At 37.8% G+C, this 19,033-nt stretch carries 17 protein-coding genes; 12 read left to right on the plus strand and 5 right to left on the minus strand.

Annotated features, from left to right (window positions below; all coding sequences use genetic code 11):
• Positions 1-3 precede the first annotated feature (3 nt).
• A complete protein-coding gene (locus tag I588_RS04940; RefSeq protein WP_010757847.1) occupies positions 4-633 on the plus strand; it encodes a biotin/lipoyl-containing protein in 630 nt (209 codons plus the stop codon).
• A 435-nt stretch (positions 634-1,068) separates the two neighbouring features.
• On the opposite strand, the gene I588_RS04945 is transcribed toward I588_RS04940, so the two are convergent.
• The 5 genes from I588_RS04945 to I588_RS04965 form a co-directional block, all read right to left on the minus strand.
• A complete protein-coding gene (locus I588_RS04945) occupies positions 1,069-1,494 on the minus strand; it encodes a VOC family protein (RefSeq protein WP_010757848.1) in 426 nt (141 codons plus the stop codon).
• A 290-nt stretch (positions 1,495-1,784) separates the two neighbouring features.
• Complete coding sequence (locus I588_RS04950) at positions 1,785-2,264, minus strand: DUF6773 family protein (RefSeq protein WP_010757849.1); 480 nt, start codon at positions 2,262-2,264, stop codon at positions 1,785-1,787.
• Position 2,265: 1 nt separating this feature from the next.
• Positions 2,266-2,460 carry a helix-turn-helix transcriptional regulator gene (locus tag I588_RS04955; protein ID WP_010757850.1) on the minus strand — a complete coding sequence of 65 codons (195 nt, stop codon included), beginning with the start codon at positions 2,458-2,460 and terminating at the stop codon, positions 2,266-2,268.
• Positions 2,461-3,125: 665 nt separating this feature from the next.
• The gene (locus I588_RS04960; protein WP_010757851.1) at positions 3,126-5,453 is read right to left on the minus strand and encodes a cation-translocating P-type ATPase; all 2,328 of its coding nucleotides are present in this window, start codon (positions 5,451-5,453) and stop codon (positions 3,126-3,128) included.
• 18 nt (positions 5,454-5,471) lie between these two features.
• Positions 5,472-6,071, minus strand: coding sequence for a TVP38/TMEM64 family protein (locus I588_RS04965; RefSeq protein WP_010757852.1), 600 nt, complete (start codon positions 6,069-6,071; stop codon positions 5,472-5,474).
• 159 nt (positions 6,072-6,230) lie between these two features.
• Here I588_RS04965 and I588_RS04970 point away from each other — a divergent pair, with 159 nt between their 5' ends.
• The 11 genes from I588_RS04970 to I588_RS05020 all read left to right on the plus strand — a co-directional run bounded on the left by I588_RS04970 (position 6,231) and on the right by I588_RS05020 (position 19,025).
• Positions 6,231-7,676 carry a sensor histidine kinase gene (locus I588_RS04970; RefSeq protein WP_010757853.1) on the plus strand — a complete coding sequence of 482 codons (1,446 nt, stop codon included), beginning with the start codon at positions 6,231-6,233 and terminating at the stop codon, positions 7,674-7,676.
• On the plus strand, positions 7,669-8,361 hold the full coding sequence (locus I588_RS04975) for a response regulator transcription factor (protein WP_010757854.1): 693 nt from the start codon (positions 7,669-7,671) through the stop codon (positions 8,359-8,361). Before I588_RS04970 ends, I588_RS04975 begins: the two co-directional genes overlap by 8 nt.
• An 84-nt stretch (positions 8,362-8,445) precedes the next feature.
• Complete coding sequence (locus I588_RS04980; RefSeq protein WP_010757855.1) at positions 8,446-9,015, plus strand: undecaprenyl-diphosphatase; 570 nt, start codon at positions 8,446-8,448, stop codon at positions 9,013-9,015.
• 832 nt (positions 9,016-9,847) lie between these two features.
• Positions 9,848-11,917 carry a BglG family transcription antiterminator gene (locus I588_RS04985; protein WP_010757856.1) on the plus strand — a complete coding sequence of 690 codons (2,070 nt, stop codon included), beginning with the start codon at positions 9,848-9,850 and terminating at the stop codon, positions 11,915-11,917.
• Positions 11,910-12,185: a PTS sugar transporter subunit IIB gene (locus I588_RS04990; protein ID WP_010757857.1), complete on the plus strand. Its 276-nt coding sequence runs from the start codon at positions 11,910-11,912 to the stop codon at positions 12,183-12,185. Before I588_RS04985 ends, I588_RS04990 begins: the two co-directional genes overlap by 8 nt.
• 12 nt (positions 12,186-12,197) lie before the next feature.
• Positions 12,198-13,448: a PTS ascorbate transporter subunit IIC gene (gene ulaA, locus I588_RS04995; protein WP_010757858.1), complete on the plus strand. Its 1,251-nt coding sequence runs from the start codon at positions 12,198-12,200 to the stop codon at positions 13,446-13,448.
• Between the two features lie 11 nt (positions 13,449-13,459).
• On the plus strand, positions 13,460-14,041 hold the full coding sequence (locus I588_RS05000; protein ID WP_010757859.1) for an SIS domain-containing protein: 582 nt from the start codon (positions 13,460-13,462) through the stop codon (positions 14,039-14,041).
• A gap of 182 nt (positions 14,042-14,223) precedes the next feature.
• Positions 14,224-16,728, plus strand: coding sequence for a sigma 54-interacting transcriptional regulator (locus I588_RS05005; RefSeq protein ID WP_034693365.1), 2,505 nt, complete (start codon positions 14,224-14,226; stop codon positions 16,726-16,728).
• A 183-nt stretch (positions 16,729-16,911) separates the two neighbouring features.
• Positions 16,912-17,385 (plus strand): PTS sugar transporter subunit IIB, encoded by a 474-nt coding sequence (locus tag I588_RS05010; protein ID WP_010757861.1) that lies wholly within the window; start codon positions 16,912-16,914, stop codon positions 17,383-17,385.
• A 15-nt stretch (positions 17,386-17,400) separates the two neighbouring features.
• Complete coding sequence (locus I588_RS05015) at positions 17,401-18,165, plus strand: PTS mannose/fructose/sorbose/N-acetylgalactosamine transporter subunit IIC (RefSeq protein WP_010757862.1); 765 nt, start codon at positions 17,401-17,403, stop codon at positions 18,163-18,165.
• 2 nt (positions 18,166-18,167) lie between these two features.
• Positions 18,168-19,025 (plus strand): PTS system mannose/fructose/sorbose family transporter subunit IID, encoded by an 858-nt coding sequence (locus tag I588_RS05020; protein ID WP_010757863.1) that lies wholly within the window; start codon positions 18,168-18,170, stop codon positions 19,023-19,025.
• The last annotated feature ends 8 nt before the right edge of the window (positions 19,026-19,033 follow it).

Genomic DNA, 19,033 nt, shown 5'->3' on the forward strand with positions numbered 1-19,033 from the left:
AATATGAAAAAAAAGATAGCGATTGGCTTACTTGTTGTAGCTGTAATGGCCTCCTTGGTCCTTTCATGGTTGGCTTATTCACAAAAAAATAATGGGGAAACCTCTGCAGCAGATAAAGCAGCAGCTACACAGAAAACAGAAGCTGCAACATCCATGTTTGGTACTGTAGAGGCGACGGACAAATACACTGTATTTTCACCCTCAGCCGGAAAAGTATCCAATGTAAACTTGCTAAACGGACAAGAGGTAAAAAAACAAGAGACGCTTTTACAAATAACTACAGGTGAAGAGAGTAACGATGTTTCAGCAAAAACCGAGGGTGTAATAACAAAGCTGCTGGTTTCAGATGGTCAACCGATTCAAGAAGGACAAGCGTTACTAGAGATTGCCGATGATTCTAAGCAGCGGGTTGCAGTAGATGCTGATGAAGTCGATGTAAAGGATATTAGAGTGGGTGATCTTGTGGATATTGAACTAGACAGTCAACCAAATGAAGAATACGAAGGTAAGATTGAATACATTTCGTCAGTCGGAGAAAATCGGCAAAATGCCACGTATTATAAAGTCTATGTCAGCTTCAATCCAAATAAGGATGTATTGCTCGGGATGAGTGCGACTGTTTTTACTCGATAAATTCAGCTCTTTGAGTAACAAAAGTACTTTTAAGAAGGAATAGATAACAGCAGTCAAAACTTGCTTGTTACCTATTCTTCTTTTTCAGCTTAATATTTTTATAAAGGGATATTCTTGATTTTTATGACTTTAAATTGGTAAGGAATATAGCATCCATTTTATCGAAGAAAAATCAGGGATGCTTTTATTAATGCGAAAGCAACAATGCTGTAAAAATATAGTAAGCATGGCCCCAAAGATATCTTTACTAAAAAAATTTTAAAAGTAAAGTCTTGGGCAGGGAAAACTAATGCAACGTGAAGATTCAGTGCAGGATTGTCTCAATTAATTTAATCGACTTCACTATTGATAGAACAAAAAACACTCAATAACAATTTGTTGAGTGAAATACCTTTTTTCGGTAAATAATTGAATGCCATGCTTTGAAAATTTCATCTAATATTCAACGCGTTTACTCATAGGATGATCTTTATCAAATTGAACTAAATCCCATAAATTTCCGTATAAGTCTTTGAATACCGCAACAGTACCATAATCAGCTTTTTTAGGTTCTCTAACGAATTTAACTCCCTTTGAAAGCATACGGTGATAGTCCCGATCAAAATCATCAGTGCCTAGAAACAGAAAAACTCTGCCACCTGCTTGATTGCCGATAAAGTCGTGCTGTACTGGTTTAGAAGCCTTGGCTAGCAAAATGGTTGTTCCTCTTGAACCTCTTGGTGACACAACAACCCAGCGTTTATCTTGTTCTGCTTGATAAGTATCTTCGATTAATTCGAAATCAAGTACTTGGGTATAAAACTCGATTGCTTCATCATAATCTTCTACAACTAATGCGATATGGACAATACTTTGTTTCATGATACATTCTCCTTACTTCATCTTTTAGGCTTGCGATAAACATAGCTAGTGATAGACGGTATAAAAATAGTATATCTTTAAACCTTCAATGCGGAAATAAATCTTTGTTAGCTTGGCGAAACCAAACGTAAAAGAATAATTCAAAAACTGAGCAGGGTGTCTAAAAACATCTGCTCAGTTTTTTTGCTATTGAGATTTTCTAAGCTGTTCAGTAGAGGCTGCTAGTTTATCCTAAGCGCTTTTTTTCAATTGCTACTAGAGCTTTGCTTCTCATAAGCACAAGTCCGAAATTACTTATCTTCATCCTGCAGTTTTTTTTCTAATCGCTTTTGTCCAAATTCGCCAACAGAATACAAAACGCCAATAATTACGCCGATGAAAATAGTTGACGAGACGAAAGTAAATCCTAATGCAGCAAGGAAGTGACCATCCGTTATTCCAGTGTACTTATCACCATACAGTGAAAAATTTCTAATCCCACTAACGACAGTTATAAGCAATCCAAGAGCAATTGATGAAGGGATAATTAATTTTTTCATGTTTATCGGATAATCAAAAGAGTTGAAGCCCAAAATCGAGCTGCGAATCGTAATGTAAAGGACAGCAATAGCCATAACGACTAATTCGGCTATATATCCTGAAGCTGACATGTCTAAAATATATGTCTTAATAAATATGGATATAGATAATAAACCAATCACTAAAGCAAAGCCTTCACTTTGAATTTTGTTGTTCAGTTGCACCGTTCGTTCATCTTTATTCTTTTTCATATTAATCCTCCCAAAATAAGTCATTCAATGTTTTATTCAGTGTTTTACAAATGGCAATGCAAAGCTTTAGTGTGGGGTTGTACTTGCCAGCCTCAATCAATCCGATTGTTTGTCGGGTGACACCAATCGCATTGGCTAGGTCTTCCTGACTCACATCACACTCAATTCTAGCCATCTTCATTCGTTTATTTTTCATGAAATGAACAGTTCCTTTCATCAGATTTGATAAACCTAGTATATTTTATATCTGACTATTTGTAAAGTATATATTGCATTTTGCATTATATAAATTTCTCGAATGGGGATTAATGTAACTCACCAGTCCGTTTTTTTCTATAACTGTTGCTCTGAGGTCAAATTTTATTGCATTATCAAAGCTATCACTCTCTTCTCTACATGTTTCACCCAGATTTTACTAGCCAGCATGGAAGAAAAATCTCGATTTATCTATATTATTACTTCAGTTTGGGATAAAACTAAAGTAGCTCTGATATGCGGGGTGTTTCAAGAAGATTTAGTTTTTTGAATTTTAAGATGAATTAGGAAATATATGGACTTACATTGAGGAAAATTGGAATAGATAGTTCAAGAAACAAAAAATAGTTTAGCTAATTTTATAAAGTAATAGCTGCCAAAGATAGATATCTATTACACTGATGCTACTAAAGAGAACATACTATATTATGTTCAGGTGAATCCTGTTTTTTTCAAGTGTGATAAAACTTTTTATTTCAAAACAAGAGGATTTCTTATATAGAAAATAAGCCTGTCTCTAAAATCTTCAGTAGATTTTAAAGACAGGTCTATTGTTCGTCTATTTTTAAATTTATTTGTGCATTAGCTAGTTAGTTTAAAATTGAATTAGACACGTTTTGGAATCATTATCCTAAACTTCATTTTGCTTGTTTTTCCATATAAAACAGACCACAAAAGGACATTGATGATCATAAACACTGCAGTATATAAAACGATGTGTAAGCTTAATGGATCAATACTTAGCAGTGAATGGAACAACAGAACAGCTGTAAAAGTACCAATTGTTGTGGTGACAGATAAAAACAGCCGTAATGGATTGAATGGCTGACAGGACTTAACCACCGCATAGCAGCTGATTCCAATCAACAAGTAATACATTAATGTTCGACTCTCTGAAGAACCCAGCCAGCCAATGCTGCCTAACATCCAGACAAGGGCAATATTTAGAGTAACCAGTAATCCGCTAGGCAGCGCATATCGAAATGCAGAAGGTAAAAAATGTTCGGCCACTTTTTTCGGATTTTCCTCAAAGGACAAGAAGAAGGAAGGGTATCCCTCAATCGCCAAATCGATTAATGTGATTTGCAGCGGAATAAAAGGAAATGCCGATGCTGTAAGAATACAAAATAGTGTGACCAATAATGAATAAATGGTCTTAATAAAAAACACACCGGATGAACGAGTGATATTGTTAATGACCCGTCTACCCTCAAAAATTACCTGCGGCAAGGAAACAAAGTTTGAATCCAACAAAATCAAGTCTGAAATTTGACGTGTGGCGCCATCACCTTCAGCCATAGCAATCGAAATATCAGCTTCTCTTAAAGCCAAAATGTCGTTCACGCCGTCACCAGTCATGCCCACCGTTTGTCCGGAATCCTTCAGTTCCTTGACTAAAATCTTTTTCTGATGTGGCGTTACGCGACCAAAAACAGCATATTGATGAGCAGCTGCTTGAATTTCTTTTTCCTCTGTGTAGCCTGATAAATCAATTGCATTAGAAAAATCAGAAAAACCGGCTTTTTCAGCAATAGCGGCCACTGTTTTAGGGTGATCACCGGAAATGATTTTTAATTCTACTTCCTGTTCCTTAAAGAAATCTAGCGCCTCTTTAACATTTTTTCGAATAGGATCACTCAAGACAATAAAGGCAATCGGTTGAACCTGAGTCGGCTCTTTTTGATTGCTGGGATCAATCGCAATCAATAGGACACGCATACCTTTGTCTTGATAAGTAAGCATCACTCGAGGCAGTTGATCTGGTTTCATTAAATTTTCTGGAGAACCTAAATAAAATGTACCAAAATCTTTAAAACGGACCGAGCCATATTTTCTTTCAGAAGAAAAGGCACTTAATTCTTCCGCGTGATAAAGTTCGTTTTCTTCAAAATAAGCCTTCAATGCCTTAGAAGTTGCATTGTTGTCAGTGGAAGCCGCTAAATAGCTGCCGATCAAGTCAAGGACTTTGTAACGATAATCTTCATTGAGCACATAAATGTCTTCCACCATCATTTTTCCTTCAGTTAGCGTTCCGGTTTTGTCCAAGCACAACGTATCCATACGTGCTAAAGTCTCAATTGCATACATATTTTGAACCAGAACATTGCGTTTAGCCAGCTTCATTACACCAGTGGTTAGAGCCAAACTAATTAAAAGTACCAGACCCTTCGGCAGCATACCAATCAGCGCTGCTACAGAAGTAACGACAGCCATGGTTGTGGAGCTTCCTCGAAGGAAGAAGCCCTCTAAAAATAGAATTAATCCAAGAGGAATAATTACCCAGCTGGTGAAGGTAGAAATTTTTTGAATCGAAGCCATCAATTCTGAAGTGATCGGCTTAGTCTTTTTGGTTTCATCAATAATTTTTGTCGCATAATTATCGGCACCGACATGTTCAACTTTAGCAATGACTTTTCCGCTTGTTAAGTAGCTGCCGGATAAAAGCTCACTGTCAATCGTTTTTGGAATACTGTCCGATTCACCTGTCAGCATGGATTCATTGACTTCTGCTGCTCCGTCAATGACCAGCAAATCGCTGGGCACCTGATCGCCAGCTTCTAAAACAATCAAATCCTCCATCACCAGATCCTGAGGGGTGATCTCCTGCAGCAGACTGTTGCGAATCACAGTGACTTTCTTTTGAGAGATTAACGTTAATTTTTCTACCATATTTCGTGCGCGAATTTCCTGAATAATTCCTATCAAGATATTTACCATGATGATCAGGATAAAAAACATGTTTGAATAGGCTTTTACCAAGAGTAAACAGCCTGCCAGCAAAAAGTTCAGTAAATTAAACAAAGTCATCACATTTTTCCGGACAATTGATCCGGTAGATTTTGTAACAGTTGACTGATAGTTGTTGACCTGACCTTCTTCTATGTGTTTTTTCACTTCATCATCGGTAAGGCCTTTGTAGAGAGACGTTTCCATTGTTTCATTCCTCCATTTTTATAAAAATCGTTGAATCAAAGCAGTAATGACAGTTCCGTATAAGTAGATGGAGATTGGTTTACCCAGTACTATCGTTAAGACAAAGGTCCGAAACTTCATTGTGCTCAGGCCGGCAATCATACATAATAAATCATCTGGGGCAACAGGGAAAAGAATAGCAAAAATAAAGAATCGAGTGAATTTCTTCTTGTTGTCAAGATAAGCAAGGTACTTTTTTGCTGTTTTTTCCGAAACAAAAATCCGCAGCAAGGATTTGCCAAAATGCCGAATCAACAAAAAAGACAAGATAGATCCCAAGACAATTCCGATGTAGTTATACACGAAGCCAATCCACTGACCAAATGCCAAGATACCGATACTTAAACTCGTTCCACCTGGTAAAATGGGCAAAACAACTTGAGCTATTTGGAAAAGAATGAAAATAAAAGGCCCCCAAAACCCAGTTTTTTTGACAATCTGATACAATAGTTGAGTCACATGTTTCATTCCATAATGAATGGTATAAAATAAGAGAAACAACAAAATTAAGACGCCCAAAAATTTAAAGATAGTTTTTAGATGACCTAGAATTCGATAGACTGTTTTTTGATCTGACATATTCTCACCTGATTTCCCTATCTATTCTTTAAGCATACAAGGCAAAAGCAAACGAACAGGAGTAAAAAGTTAAACAATTTATCAACAAATGATCAACATTCCATGCGAGTTGAGATTTCTTAGCTTATAAGCTTTATGATGAGACAAGGAGGGGTTCAGATGACGATACGCAAACGTTTGTATATATCCAATGTTTTAATGATTATTACACCTGTAATGTTGACATTGCTGACTCTAGCAGTACTTTTTTTATCGTTCTCTGAGCTTTTCGGTAATGAAATCTACGCTCATTGGAAGGAAAATGAGCGTTATTCAGAGCTTTATGAAGATGTAGAAAAAGTAAGAGATCACTGGAACGAAAACGATTCAATAAATGACTTATCTCAAAGGATGACGACAGTTTACTCACATCATGAAAATCCATCGCTTAGCTTGTTCATTTATGACAATCAAGGAAATTTGGTTAAAAAAAAGGGAGAATATCAACTGGATCCTACGCTATTAAAAACGATGGAAGGAAAACAGATAATCGTCATTGACAATGTACTGCTTCAAAGTCTTTCGTTTAGCCAGAATAAAGTAATAGTAGTAAATCAAAACTATCATTTAAATTTAGAAGAACAGATTTTGGATAATAAACATGTGGTGATTGCTATTCTAATAGGAAGCTTTTTTTTAGCCATCGTGTTTGTATTGCTGACGAATTACATTTTGGCACGCTTTGTTTTTCAGCCGATTAATCAGGCGCTTGATACTTTAGTCTATGGAGTCCAACAAATTCGAGATGGTAATCTTTCCTGGAGAATCAGCTATGAAGGCAAGGACGAGTTTGTTTCCGTGGTTGACAGCTTCAATGAAATGGCTCTTCGTTTGCAGCGTATGGTAGAGGAACAAGAAAGAAATACGAAGAATCGACAGGAATTGATTGCTGGAATTTCTCATGATTTGCGCACACCGCTGACCGCAATCAAAGCTTATGTAGAAGGATTGGAAAAAGGGGTAGCTCAAACGCCTAAAATGCAGCAAAAATATCTTGGAACCATCGCAAAAAAGACCGATGACTTAAACCATCTAGTCAGTCAGCTGTTTCTTTTTTCCAAACTGGATGTAGGGGAATTCCCGCTCCAGTTAGAACGCATCAATATCGGACAGTTTCTTGGCACGTTTTATCATGAAGTTCGTGAGGAATATGCTGAAAGAGGATTGAGGATTCAGCTAGCAGCCAGCTCCTATCACACAGAAATCTATGGAGACAAGCTGCAGCTGCGCAATGTGTTTGTTAACATTCTGGAAAACACGTTAAAATACGGCAATCAAATAGATAATCAACTGGAAATGGTTCAATATGAGTTGAACGGGAAAGTCGTGATTGAATTCAATGACAATGGACCAGGAGTCACTGAAGAGGAGCAGAGTAAGTTATTTGAAGTTTTTTACAGAAGTGACAAATCACGGACACAACCAGAAAGAGGCAGTGGTCTCGGTTTAGCGATAGCTAAAAAAATCATCGAAAAACAAGAAGGACAGATACAAGCGAAAAAATCTGCAAAAAATGGACTGCAAATTGAAATTCGACTGCCAATAACGGAGGATTTAAATGAATAAAATTTTAATCATTGAAGATGATCAAGCAATTGCGGAAATTGAACAAGATTTTTTAGCAATGAATGGATTCCAAAGCGACATACACAGTGACGGACAAAAAGGAATGGAGGCTGCTTTGACAGGAAGCTATGACTTAATTTTATTGGATGTGATGTTACCGACTATCGACGGTATCGAAATTATTCGTCGCATTCGTAAAGAAATAAAAGTGCCTATATTAATGGTTTCTGCTAAAAGTGAAGAAGTAGACAAGCTTAGGGGTCTGGGCCTTGGAGCGGATGATTATATTAGTAAACCTTTTTCACCCACCGAACTTGTTGCTCGAGTGAAAGCCAATTTGGCTCAATATCAACGTTTGTCCAGCTTAACAGGTGAGAAGCCAGCAAGAAAAATCGACATTGCTGAGCTTTCTATTCAGCCTGAGGCTTACAAATTTTTTGTCAAAGGACAAGAAGTTGCCTTGAAGCACAAAGAGTTTGAACTGCTATTGTTTTTAATGGAAAATATCGACCATGTATTCAGCAAGGAAGAACTATACGAGCGTATTTGGGGGATGGATTCGCTGGGAGATTTGCGTACGGTAGCAGTTCATATTAATCGTCTGAGGGAAAAAATTGAAACTGATCCTGCAAATCCAAAGCATCTTCAAACAGTATGGGGAGCAGGCTATCGATTTGTTCCTTAAAGTTAATCCTTTGTTTATAGATGGATAATTGTTTGTTTACACTTCCTCGATATAGTAAAGAAAATACATGAGAGAAGTGAAGTTATGGAAACTATAGACAATCAAGCATTTTATTTTATTAATCATTTTGCAGGACACATTCATTCAATTGATTTAATTTTTGTAGACGTGGCAAAATATTCGCCGCTGCTTTTGGGCATTTATTTAATTTGGCTGTTTTTCTTTGATAAAAGTCAACCGAATACAAGAAAAAATGTTTTTCTTGCGTTGTTGTCATTTGTATTAGCAGAAGCAATTGCAAAAGTCGCTGGATTATTTTACGCTCATCCGCAGCCTTTTGTCTCTTTGAAGCATGTGCACCAGTTGATTGGTCACAGTATTGACAACGCGTTTCCTAGTGATCACACATTATTGTTTTTCTCCATTCTTGGTTTTTTATTTTTTCAACATCAAACACGCTATCGTTGGGGTTATTTAGTTATTGCAGCAATTGTCGGAGTATCGCGGATTTGGGTAGGTGTACATTACCCAATTGATGTTTTAGGAGCAGCTTTGATTGGAATGCTTAGCGGGTATCTTTTGTTTTATTGGAATCGTAGGAATGGAAAATGGCTACTTAGAATGGATAATAGAGTGAAGCACATTATTCATTAAATTAGCCAATTATTTAAAACATAAAAAATTGAAGATTTTTGTAGCATGCTGTCGCATTTTTTGTCAATTATTGTGAAGTTAAGTACTTGGCTATAAAATTCAATTGCTTCATGAAACATTCTTGATGCTTTATCTTTAGGTGCAGCTACCTGGATTTACAAATACAAAAATTATTAGATACTTATAAATGGTTTGAGAATAAACCGAGCATTGGGTTATGCTGTTTTTTCGCTATTTATAAGCGAAAGCAAACTAAAAAACAATTCAAAAGCTGAGCAGTCTATTCAAAAAAACTGCTCAGTTTTTTTGCTGTATCAACCTTTAAAGAGAGTACAACTTCATATTCAAGCTACCATAACAGTATGTTCTCAAGAGCCTAGTTACTTGTTCGTTTATGAAAAAGGGATCATCTTTTTGGACCCAAATACAGCTACTTCAATAAAATACTAGCAAAAACAAGATGTTATTTAATAAAGTATTCAGTATTTTTGAGAACACAAGCATGTATAAACCATAACAATCAGTGTTATTACATGGATGCTATCGGGCACACCGAAATTTTTCATTGAAACAAGTGGACATTGATAATCAATAAACTATTTTGCACTGTTTTATAGTACAGGGATTCAACTTACATATGAAAACCAAAGAACATACAATAATAAATGAAAGGAGGGTAAACGAATTACAAGAAGTGGAAGAGAGAACATAGAGTATTCAATATTGAACAGAATGCTAAAAGTAGAAGGAACAGTAACCTTGATCTGACAAAATTCATTAGCTGTGCATGGTATCATAAGAATACAAAATAAAGATAACTAGGAGCGATAGTATGCTGACGCTGAGAAGAAAAAACATGCTGAATGATTTGAAAAATTCATCTGACTATATCTCTGTAGAGACATTCATCCGAAAATATGCTGTCTCTAAGCGAACAGTTTATTATGATATCTCAAAAATCAATGAATGGTTGAGACAAAATCAGCTGGTTCCGATTCAGTATTCGAAGATTTCTGGCTACTACCTTGAAGAAGCAACAGTTGAGAAGCTAAGCCTAGAACTCACAAATGAAGATAGTATAGTTACTAAATTTGATGCTGAAGAAAGAAAATTCCGTACGTTTTTATGCCTGTATTTTTCAAGCAAAGCTGTCACTATTTCTAGGCTTGAAGCGTTGAACTCAGTTACAAAGAATACTGTAATGAAAGACTTAAAAACACTCTCGTCACAAGAGACTATCCAACTATCAGTGGATAAAAACGGTCATTACCTAAATTCGGAATCAGAAAAGCAAACGAGAAAATTTCTTTTCAGAATACTGCAACAGTATGCACATCGCTTTCACTATGGGCTAGAAAAAATTTTGTCCGTATTTGATGAATTTATCGTCGAAGCAGATTCTTTTAGAGCAGATGTAACACGGTGCCTAGCCATCATTGATCACGCGAAAAGTGAATATGGCATTGTCTATACAGATGAGATCCGATACTTGCTGAGTATATTTGCCGCATTAATAAACATTCGAATCAATACTAACTTAATTGAAGATTCCCTCATTAATGAAGAGCAGACGCAGGCTGAATCCTTCGAAATAAAGATTGCCGAGCAGCTCTTAATGACTACTAAATCAGGTGAACTTCAATTTTTTGAAACCTTTTTGATTAGCGGACAGCTGAATGGATTAAGAAATCGAAAAAGAAATACGTCGATTGATAAGGAATTATTCAGTATCACGGTAAGGATCGTTGCCTCATTTGAAAGATTGTCAGGTGTCTACATCAATCAAAAAGAAAGTTTTCTGGAAGAATTTTATTCTCATCTTTATGGGGCCTATTATCGGTTGATTTATGATATACCCAACGTCAATCCAATTTTGGACCAGTTGAAAAAAGAGTACCAAGATATCTTTACTATTGCTAAATTATCTGTTCAACCGTTAGAAGAGTATGCCAAAAGAAAGTTTTCAGAAGATGAGATTGGTTTCATCACGATTTATTTTGGCGGAGAAATCAAAAACCACGTTGAAAAGGCTGAAAAGAAGAAAGTGATTCTCGTTTGTGCCAGTGGAATAGGAACAGCCAATTTATTATCTATTCAACTGACCAGTGAGGTACCAGAAATTAATGTCCTTGGACCATACTCGAAGGAAGAGTTTACACTTTTAGAACCATCAATGAACACCATTGACTTAGTTTTATCAACGATTCATTTAGAAACGGCCACGAATCATCCATTCATGCAAATCGAACCATTCTTAGGGATTGATCAAATAAGGGCGATTCGGAAACAGTTAGGAACAGATATCACAGGATATCAGATCAGACATTACATGGACGGGGTATTGGATATTATTGAAAACTATGCAACGATTCATGAGGAAGAAAAACTAAGAAAAGAATTGACGAATTTTATATTTAATCGGACATCCGTAACTGCTGGAGGGAAACCTATGCTGAAAGATCTATTAATAGAAGAACATATCCAATTTTTACACTCAGTAGGAGATTGGAAAGAAGCGATCCAATTGGCTTCTGAACCACTGATTCAAGGAAAACAAATTGAAACGCGCTATGTTGAACAAATGATCGAGGATGTTGAAAAATTCGGTCCATATGTGGTTATTGCACCAGGTGTAGCTATCCCGCATAGCCGACCAGAGAACGGCGTAAATCAGCTTGGGATGAGCTTGTTGAAGCTTGAAGAGGGCGTCTCTTTTGGAGAAAAGGGAGACGTGACTTTGATCTTTATTTTGGCAACAATCGATAATTCTTTGCACTTGAAAGCATTGGCGCAATTATCAGAAATTCTTTCCGATGAAACAAAAACGGAAGAGTTGTTCAAATGTGAGAACAAACAGTCGATCATGGATTTGATCAAAGAAGGAGGAACAGAAAATGACTAAGAAAATATTAATTGTTTGTGGCAATGGGTTAGGCAGCAGCTTCATGGTCGAAATGAATATCAAAAAAGTTCTTGCTGAAATGGGTTTAGAGATGGAAGTAAGCCATACGGACTTAACTTCTGCGAAGGGTGAGGTTGCGGATCTTTATATTGGTGATAAATCAATTGTAGAAAATCTTGAAGATGGAAAGAAAAATATTCAAGGACTGGTCAATATGATGAGTAAAAAAGATCTGCAAACAGCAATTGAAAAAGGATTCGATTTATAAGGAGGGAAAAAAATGCTCGATATTTTTGTACGCGATATTATAGGAACCCCTTCAATCTTGATTGGAATCTTCGTTTTCATCGGTTTATTGCTTTTGAAACAGCCCCTTACGAATATCCTAACTGGCACTATAAAAACGATTATGGGGTTCATTTTGTTGGGAGCTGGAGCGGGAATTATTTCGGGAACATTGACGATTTTTAACCAGATGTTCACGCAAGCTTTTGGGCTTCAAGGAGTGGTAACGAATACAGATGCGATGGGTGCCTTAACCAATGAAAAATACAGCACAGCAGCCTTTATTTTAATTTTTGGTATGGCAGTCAATTTGTTGATTGCGAAGTTCACCCGCTTTAAATATATCTATTTGACCGGACACCTTACTATGTACATGTCTGGGATGCTCGCAATGATCTTTAGTGGAGTTACTCCGTGGCTGGCGGTAGTTATCGGTGCTATTATTCTAGGAGCTTACATGGCAATTGGGCCGGCACTCATCCAAAAGAATACCGTTTTAATAACAGATTCCGATGATTTCGCAATTGGTCATTCAGGAACAGTATCTTATCTTCTCGCTTCGAAATTGGGCGGCCTGATTGGAAACAAGAGCAAATCGACAGAAGATATCAATGTGCCAAAAGGCTTATCCTTTCTAAGAGATTCTTCTATCGCAATTTCTCTGACGATGACCCTTCTATTTGTAATTGTTGGATTCTTTGCAGGACCTGCCTACATTGAAACAGAATTAAGCTCAGGTCAATTCTTTGTCGTCTTTTCACTGATTCAGGGAATTACCTTTGCGGCAGGGGTTTATGTCGTATTAGCTGGTGTGAGAATGGCCTTAACTGAAATTGTCCCCGCATTCCAAGGGATCGCGGATAAAGTAATCGTGGGAGCAAAACCAGCTCTTGATTGCCCGGTTGTCTTTCCTTTTGCTCCAAATGCCGTAATTATTGGTTTTATCTCAAGCTTTTTAGCTGGCCTGTTGGGGATGCTGCTACTTAGCTTTTCAACATTACCAGTAATTGTTCCTGGCATGACACCACATTTTTTCACTGGAGCAACAGCGGCTATTTATGGCAATAGCACAGGGGGAAGAAGAGGAGCAGTTACAGGTGCAGTAATAAATGGATTAATCATTTCAATTTTGCCTGCTGTTTTTATGGCTGTGGTAGGCGGACTTTCACATAATATGACTTTTGGAGACCCCGATTTCACGGTCATTGGACTTTTCTCTGAACTAATTGCAAAACTACTAAACTAGGAGGTAACAACATGACAAACACGAAAACATACATTGAGGAATATAATAAAGATTTTTTCCATGCGATCTCTGAAATTGATGTAACATTTATCGAAACGCTGAAGAATCAAATCAACCAAGCACGAGTAGAGGATCGTAAAATTTTTATGCTAGGAAATGGCGGGAGTGCCGCTTCTTCCAGCCATTGGGTAGCAGATTTCAGTAAAAATATTACGGTGGCGCAGGATAAGCGATTGCATATTCAGAGCTTAGTAGATAACAGCCCGCTTGTGACAGCGTTGTCCAATGATGTCGCTTATGAAGAGGTCTTTACCGAGCAATTGAAAAATTATCTAAAACCAAAGGATCTTGTTATTGGTTTATCCGTCTCAGGAAATTCACCGAATCTTGTCAGTGCGTTCAAATATGCCCAAAACAATGATGCGACGGTTTTTTCAATTTTAGGTGATTATAATGGTGAAATGAAAAACTATTCGGATTACTGTGAAGTAATTAAGTCAAAAAATTATGGAGTAGTTGAGGATGCACACATGTATTTCTGTCACGTCATTTCTCAGCTATTGAAGAATGATTCGGAAGAAAAATACGCGTAATAGCCAATTCAGATGACATTTGTTTAAAAAAAGAGAGTAGGAGGCCGAGTCAACGATTGATTCGGTCTTTTTGGCGACATATACAAGGTTCAAACCTTCATCTAGAAAATGAATATTTTTTGTTTACCAAATATGATAAGGTTAAGGAAATCGTTTTATTTTCAGAATGGGGAGGTTGTCCGATGCATGAGCAAATTGTAAAGTATGTCAGAGAAAACACAAAAATCAATGAAAAAGATAAGTTGCTCATTTCTTTGGAAACGAAAGATATTACAGATTCACTGGGGTTTGAGAGAACCAGAGTAAGTAAAGTATTAAATCAAGAAGTCAATGAGGAACGTTTTTTAAAGATTAAGGGAAAACCGGTCAAATATATTTACAACTTTTTGGCATTAGAGCAAACAACCTGGAGAGATGTGAATGATTTGTGGAAGGCTATCTTCTCTCACAAAAAGGAACACAAGGGAGAGGCTAAGCTGGATGCTTTCTCAAAGCTGATTGGCTACGATGGCAGTCTTTCCTATGCTGTTAACCAAGCGAAGGCTGCGATATTGTATCCACCTAGGGGAATCCATACGTTGATTACGGGGCCAAGCGGTGTCGGAAAAACCACTTTTGCGAAGACGATGCATGAGTATGCCTTGGACATCGGACAATTAGGAGAGAACGCGCCGTATGTTTATTATAATTGTGCGGATTATGCAGGGAATTCGCAGTTACTTCTCTCGTTCTTGTTTGGTCATGTAAAGGGAGCCTTTACAGGGGCGGACAAAGAAAAAAGCGGATTGGTGGATGCTGCGAATGGTGGGATCTTATTTTTGGATGAAATCCATCGACTCCCTCCTGAAGGGCAGGAAATGCTGTTTTCGATCCTTGATAATGGGACGTTTCGCAGGCTTGGAGAAAATAATAATGAGCAGCATCAAGTGGATCTGTTATTAATTGGAGCAACTACAGAAAATGTTGATGAGAGTATCTTAGCGACTTTTCGACGACGTATACCGAATGTTATTCATCTAGAAGGTCTGAAAAGTAAAAAAACAGAAGAACGATTTCAGCTGATTGAGAGCTTTTTTAAATATGAATCCACCAAAATTCAAAATCAAATGAATGTTCACAAGGATGTGATCAAGTTTTTCTGTATTTATGACTGTGTGGGAAATATCGGACAGCTTAAAAATGATATTCAAATGATTTGTGCCCGTGCATTCGCAGAAGCGATTATTAGTGATGCACAAACGATTGAAGTCACCAGTGACCATATGCAAATGAATGAAGAACAACGCATTTTATTTGCTAAAGAAAAGCGCAATGCCGTAGTAACAAGCAACTTTTTGGATAGCGTGGGCTCTCAAATATTTTCTAATGGGAAGAATATCAGTCGTGAGACGATCGGCGGCAGCTCCCTTGCGATTGATACCTATCAAGAGGAGCAAGTGCTTTATCAAAGTATCTTGAATATGTACTCTGAAATGGCGAGTGCGGATCAAGCCTTTGAGACGACCGACATTAAAAGGAAATTGGAAGAGTTTTTCTCCATCGAATTGCCAGTCGATAATAAAGCCTTTCAATTAGGCAAAATAATCTCTCCAGAAGTATTCGACGGAGTAAAAGAATTATTTGATCGGCTAAGTAGAGAAAGAAAACTGTTATTTGATAATCAAGTTCGGTATAGCTTGGCTCTTCACATTGAATCAGTAAAGGTGAAGCTAAAGTCTGGGCGCTTAGAATCACCCGCAAAAACGCGAGAAAAAACGTATTCCGACCGCTTTGAGATTTATCAACTGGTACACGATTCTTTAGGAAAACATCTCAATATCCAATTACCGGATCATGAAATCTTGGCCATCTGCATGTTTTTAGAAGCAGTACAGGTCTCAAAGCAAAACAATGGTGTTGGAATTCTGATTGTCATGCATGGAGACAGCACAGGCAGCAGTATGGCGAAGGTAGCAAACGATTTGCTGGATTGTGACCATGCGAAAGCGATAGACATGCGATTAACGGACTCTTTCACTGACTTAGTTAAGCAAGTTGTTAGAGAAGTAAAAAAGGAAAACTATCATAAGGGACTGTTGCTACTTGTAGATATGGGGTCATTAGTGAGTTTAGACCGAATTGTTTCAGAGCGCACCGGGCAGGAGGTTAGGCTAATCAGTTCAGTTAGCACACCGATTGTTTTAGAAGCTACGAGGAAATCATTGCTTCCTGGGATGACGTTAAATGAACTGACTAAACAAATTGCTCATGATGCAGCTTATCTGGAAGGAGCAAAGGCAGCTTCAGTTATCAGTGCCTATAAAGACGAAAAAAATGATTTAGTGGATATTTTACGCTACGATGCCCGAATTTTTGAGTTAATCAAAGATTCAACCAACTTCATTGATACAAAAAAATCAATTCCACTAATAAATGAAGCCATTAGTAAAATATGCAGCCATTTGAAATTAGTCATCACAGATGCCGTCTACATCAAGATGCAGTTTCATTGCCACAGTATGATTGAACGAGGGATTCGGAAAGAACCTCTAGTTAATCCAAGAACGGCTGAGGATATTTCACAGCATGCACACATCTACAAAGTTCTTCGTAAAGAAATGATTTTAATTGAAAATGCGTACACAATTAAACTCAGCGACGATGAAATGGCGTATCTGATTGAGATAATTATCAATCTCGAGGATTAGCTTAATGCACACAAGTTAGAATGCGATCTTTACGCATGCACACATATGAGAGAATAAATGCACACATCGAGCGAAGCCTCCTCGATGTGTGCATTTTGTTTTTTAGACGTGTGCTGAAGCGCGTTTTAGCAAGTTGGCACGATACTTGCTTTTAGTAAGGTAACAAGCAAAGGAGGAAAAATCATGAAAAACATTGTTTATTCTAGAGTTGATGATCGTTTGGTACACGGACAGGTCATGACAGCGTGGGTTCAAACGACTGGAGCCAATTGTGTAGTCATTATTGATAATCAAGTAGCCAAGGATACATTTTTACAAATGGTTATGAAGCAGTCGATGCCTGGAAAGATTAAATTAGAGGTATTAACGATTGAACAAGCAGTTGACTATCTGAGTAAGGATGACCCAAAACTAAAACTATTTATTCTTGTAAAAACACCTAATGTAGTCCTTGAGCTGGTTGAAAAGGGTGTCGATTTTCGAAGTTTAGGGGTTGGTGGAATGGGCGCCAAACCGGAAAGAAGTCCATTGTATCGTAATATTTCAGCTTCAGAGGATGAAAAAGCTGCCTTGGTTAAGCTGCAAGAAAAAGGATTGGATGTCTTTTTCCAAGTAACACCGGATACCAATAAAGTTCAGCTTTCATCAGTTCTTTAAAGAGGGGGAACCAACATGCAAATTTCACTTATTCAAGCATTTCTAATCGGTGTTCTATATTATTTTACAGTCGCCAATAGTCCTTGGTTGACTGGTTTGACCAGTGTATCTGTCCGGCAGCCGATTGTGGCGGGTACGATCGTAGGTATTATCTTAGGAGACCCGTTAACCGGCTTAATTATTGGTGCGACAATCAATGGATTCTTTATTGGTTTTATTTCGCCGGGAGGCTCTGTTTCCAGTGAACCAGGTATTGCCGGAATTGTCGGGACCGCTTTAGCCATTATGTCCAACTCTTCACCCGAAGTAGCGATTTCCCTGGCAGTTCCCTTTGGATTAGTTGGAACGCTGATCTGGAATGTTAGACAAACCATCAATTCATTTTTTGTTCAATGGATGGATCGGATGGTAGAAAAAGAAACCTATCATAAAATCATGTTTATTCATTTAGTTCCGTCTCAATTATGTACGTTTGCGATTAGCGCGATTCCTGTGATGTTGATTCTAAAACTGGGAGGCAGCTCCGTTTCTTCCTTATTAACGTTTCTAGAAGGAACACCGATGAGTATTCTTAGCGCTATCGGAGGGGTCTTGCCAGCTCTAGGGATTGCCTTAACCCTTAAAGTCATTATGAATCGAAAAGGAATCATTCCGTTATTCCTGTTGGGCTATTTCTTAGTGGTTTATGCAGAATTGCCAATGATGTTATTAGCGGTTTTTGCCACGATTATTGCCTACTTCTATGCAGACTTAAAATTTAAAGATGAAGCGGAGGTCTAAAAATGGACAATCAAATGAACGAAATGGTTTTTGATGAATCCCGTAAATTAACTGGAACAGATTTAAACAAAGCCTTTATTTATTGGACCAGCTTAGCACAAGCGACTTATTCATGGGAGCGCATGCAGGGGCCGGCAATGGCAGGAGCAATGATTCATGTAATGGAACGCTTGTACCCAGATGCCGATAAATATAAGCAGGAAAGAAAAGAAATGATGGCTCGCCATATGGAGTTTTATAATACCGAGCCTTGGTTAACCGGACCATTCATTTTAGCCGTTATTCTCTCAATGGAAGAAGAAAAGGCCGCCGGTGTTCCGATTGAAAGTGAAGATATTTCAGGGATGAAGACTGGTTTGATGGGCCCTATGGCAGGGGTCGGGGATACCCTGCGGCAAGCAACGCTAATTCCAATTGTCGGCTCCATTGCGATTGCGCTGGGTACCAGCGGGAGCTACTTTGGACCAATCCTTTATATGGTAGCAACGCTAGGGATTAACTACGGCATTTCTTACTTCGGATTTCGGAAATTATTTACAAAAGGAAAAGAAGGCATTAGTGAAATTTTTTCTGGCGGTCTATTAGAAAAGTATATGACGATTGCAACCAGTGTCGGAGCGGTGACCATCGGCGGTTTAGCTGCAAATACCGTGAAGCTATCCTCCTCAGCGGTCATTAATTTAGGAGAGAACAAGATGGTTGTCCAAGAACTGTTCGATAAGATTATTTTGGGAATTTTACCATTGTCGATTATTTTTCTTACCTTGTATTTGTTAATGAAGAAGAATCTTAGCTCTACCAAATTGCTGTTAATGTTAGTCGTGATTGCAGTCGTAGGTGTGTTGATTGGATTTATTTAGAACTGGGA

The organism is Enterococcus pallens ATCC BAA-351 (assembly GCF_000407485.1).
In the GTDB taxonomy this organism is placed as follows: domain Bacteria; phylum Bacillota; class Bacilli; order Lactobacillales; family Enterococcaceae; genus Enterococcus_A; species Enterococcus_A pallens.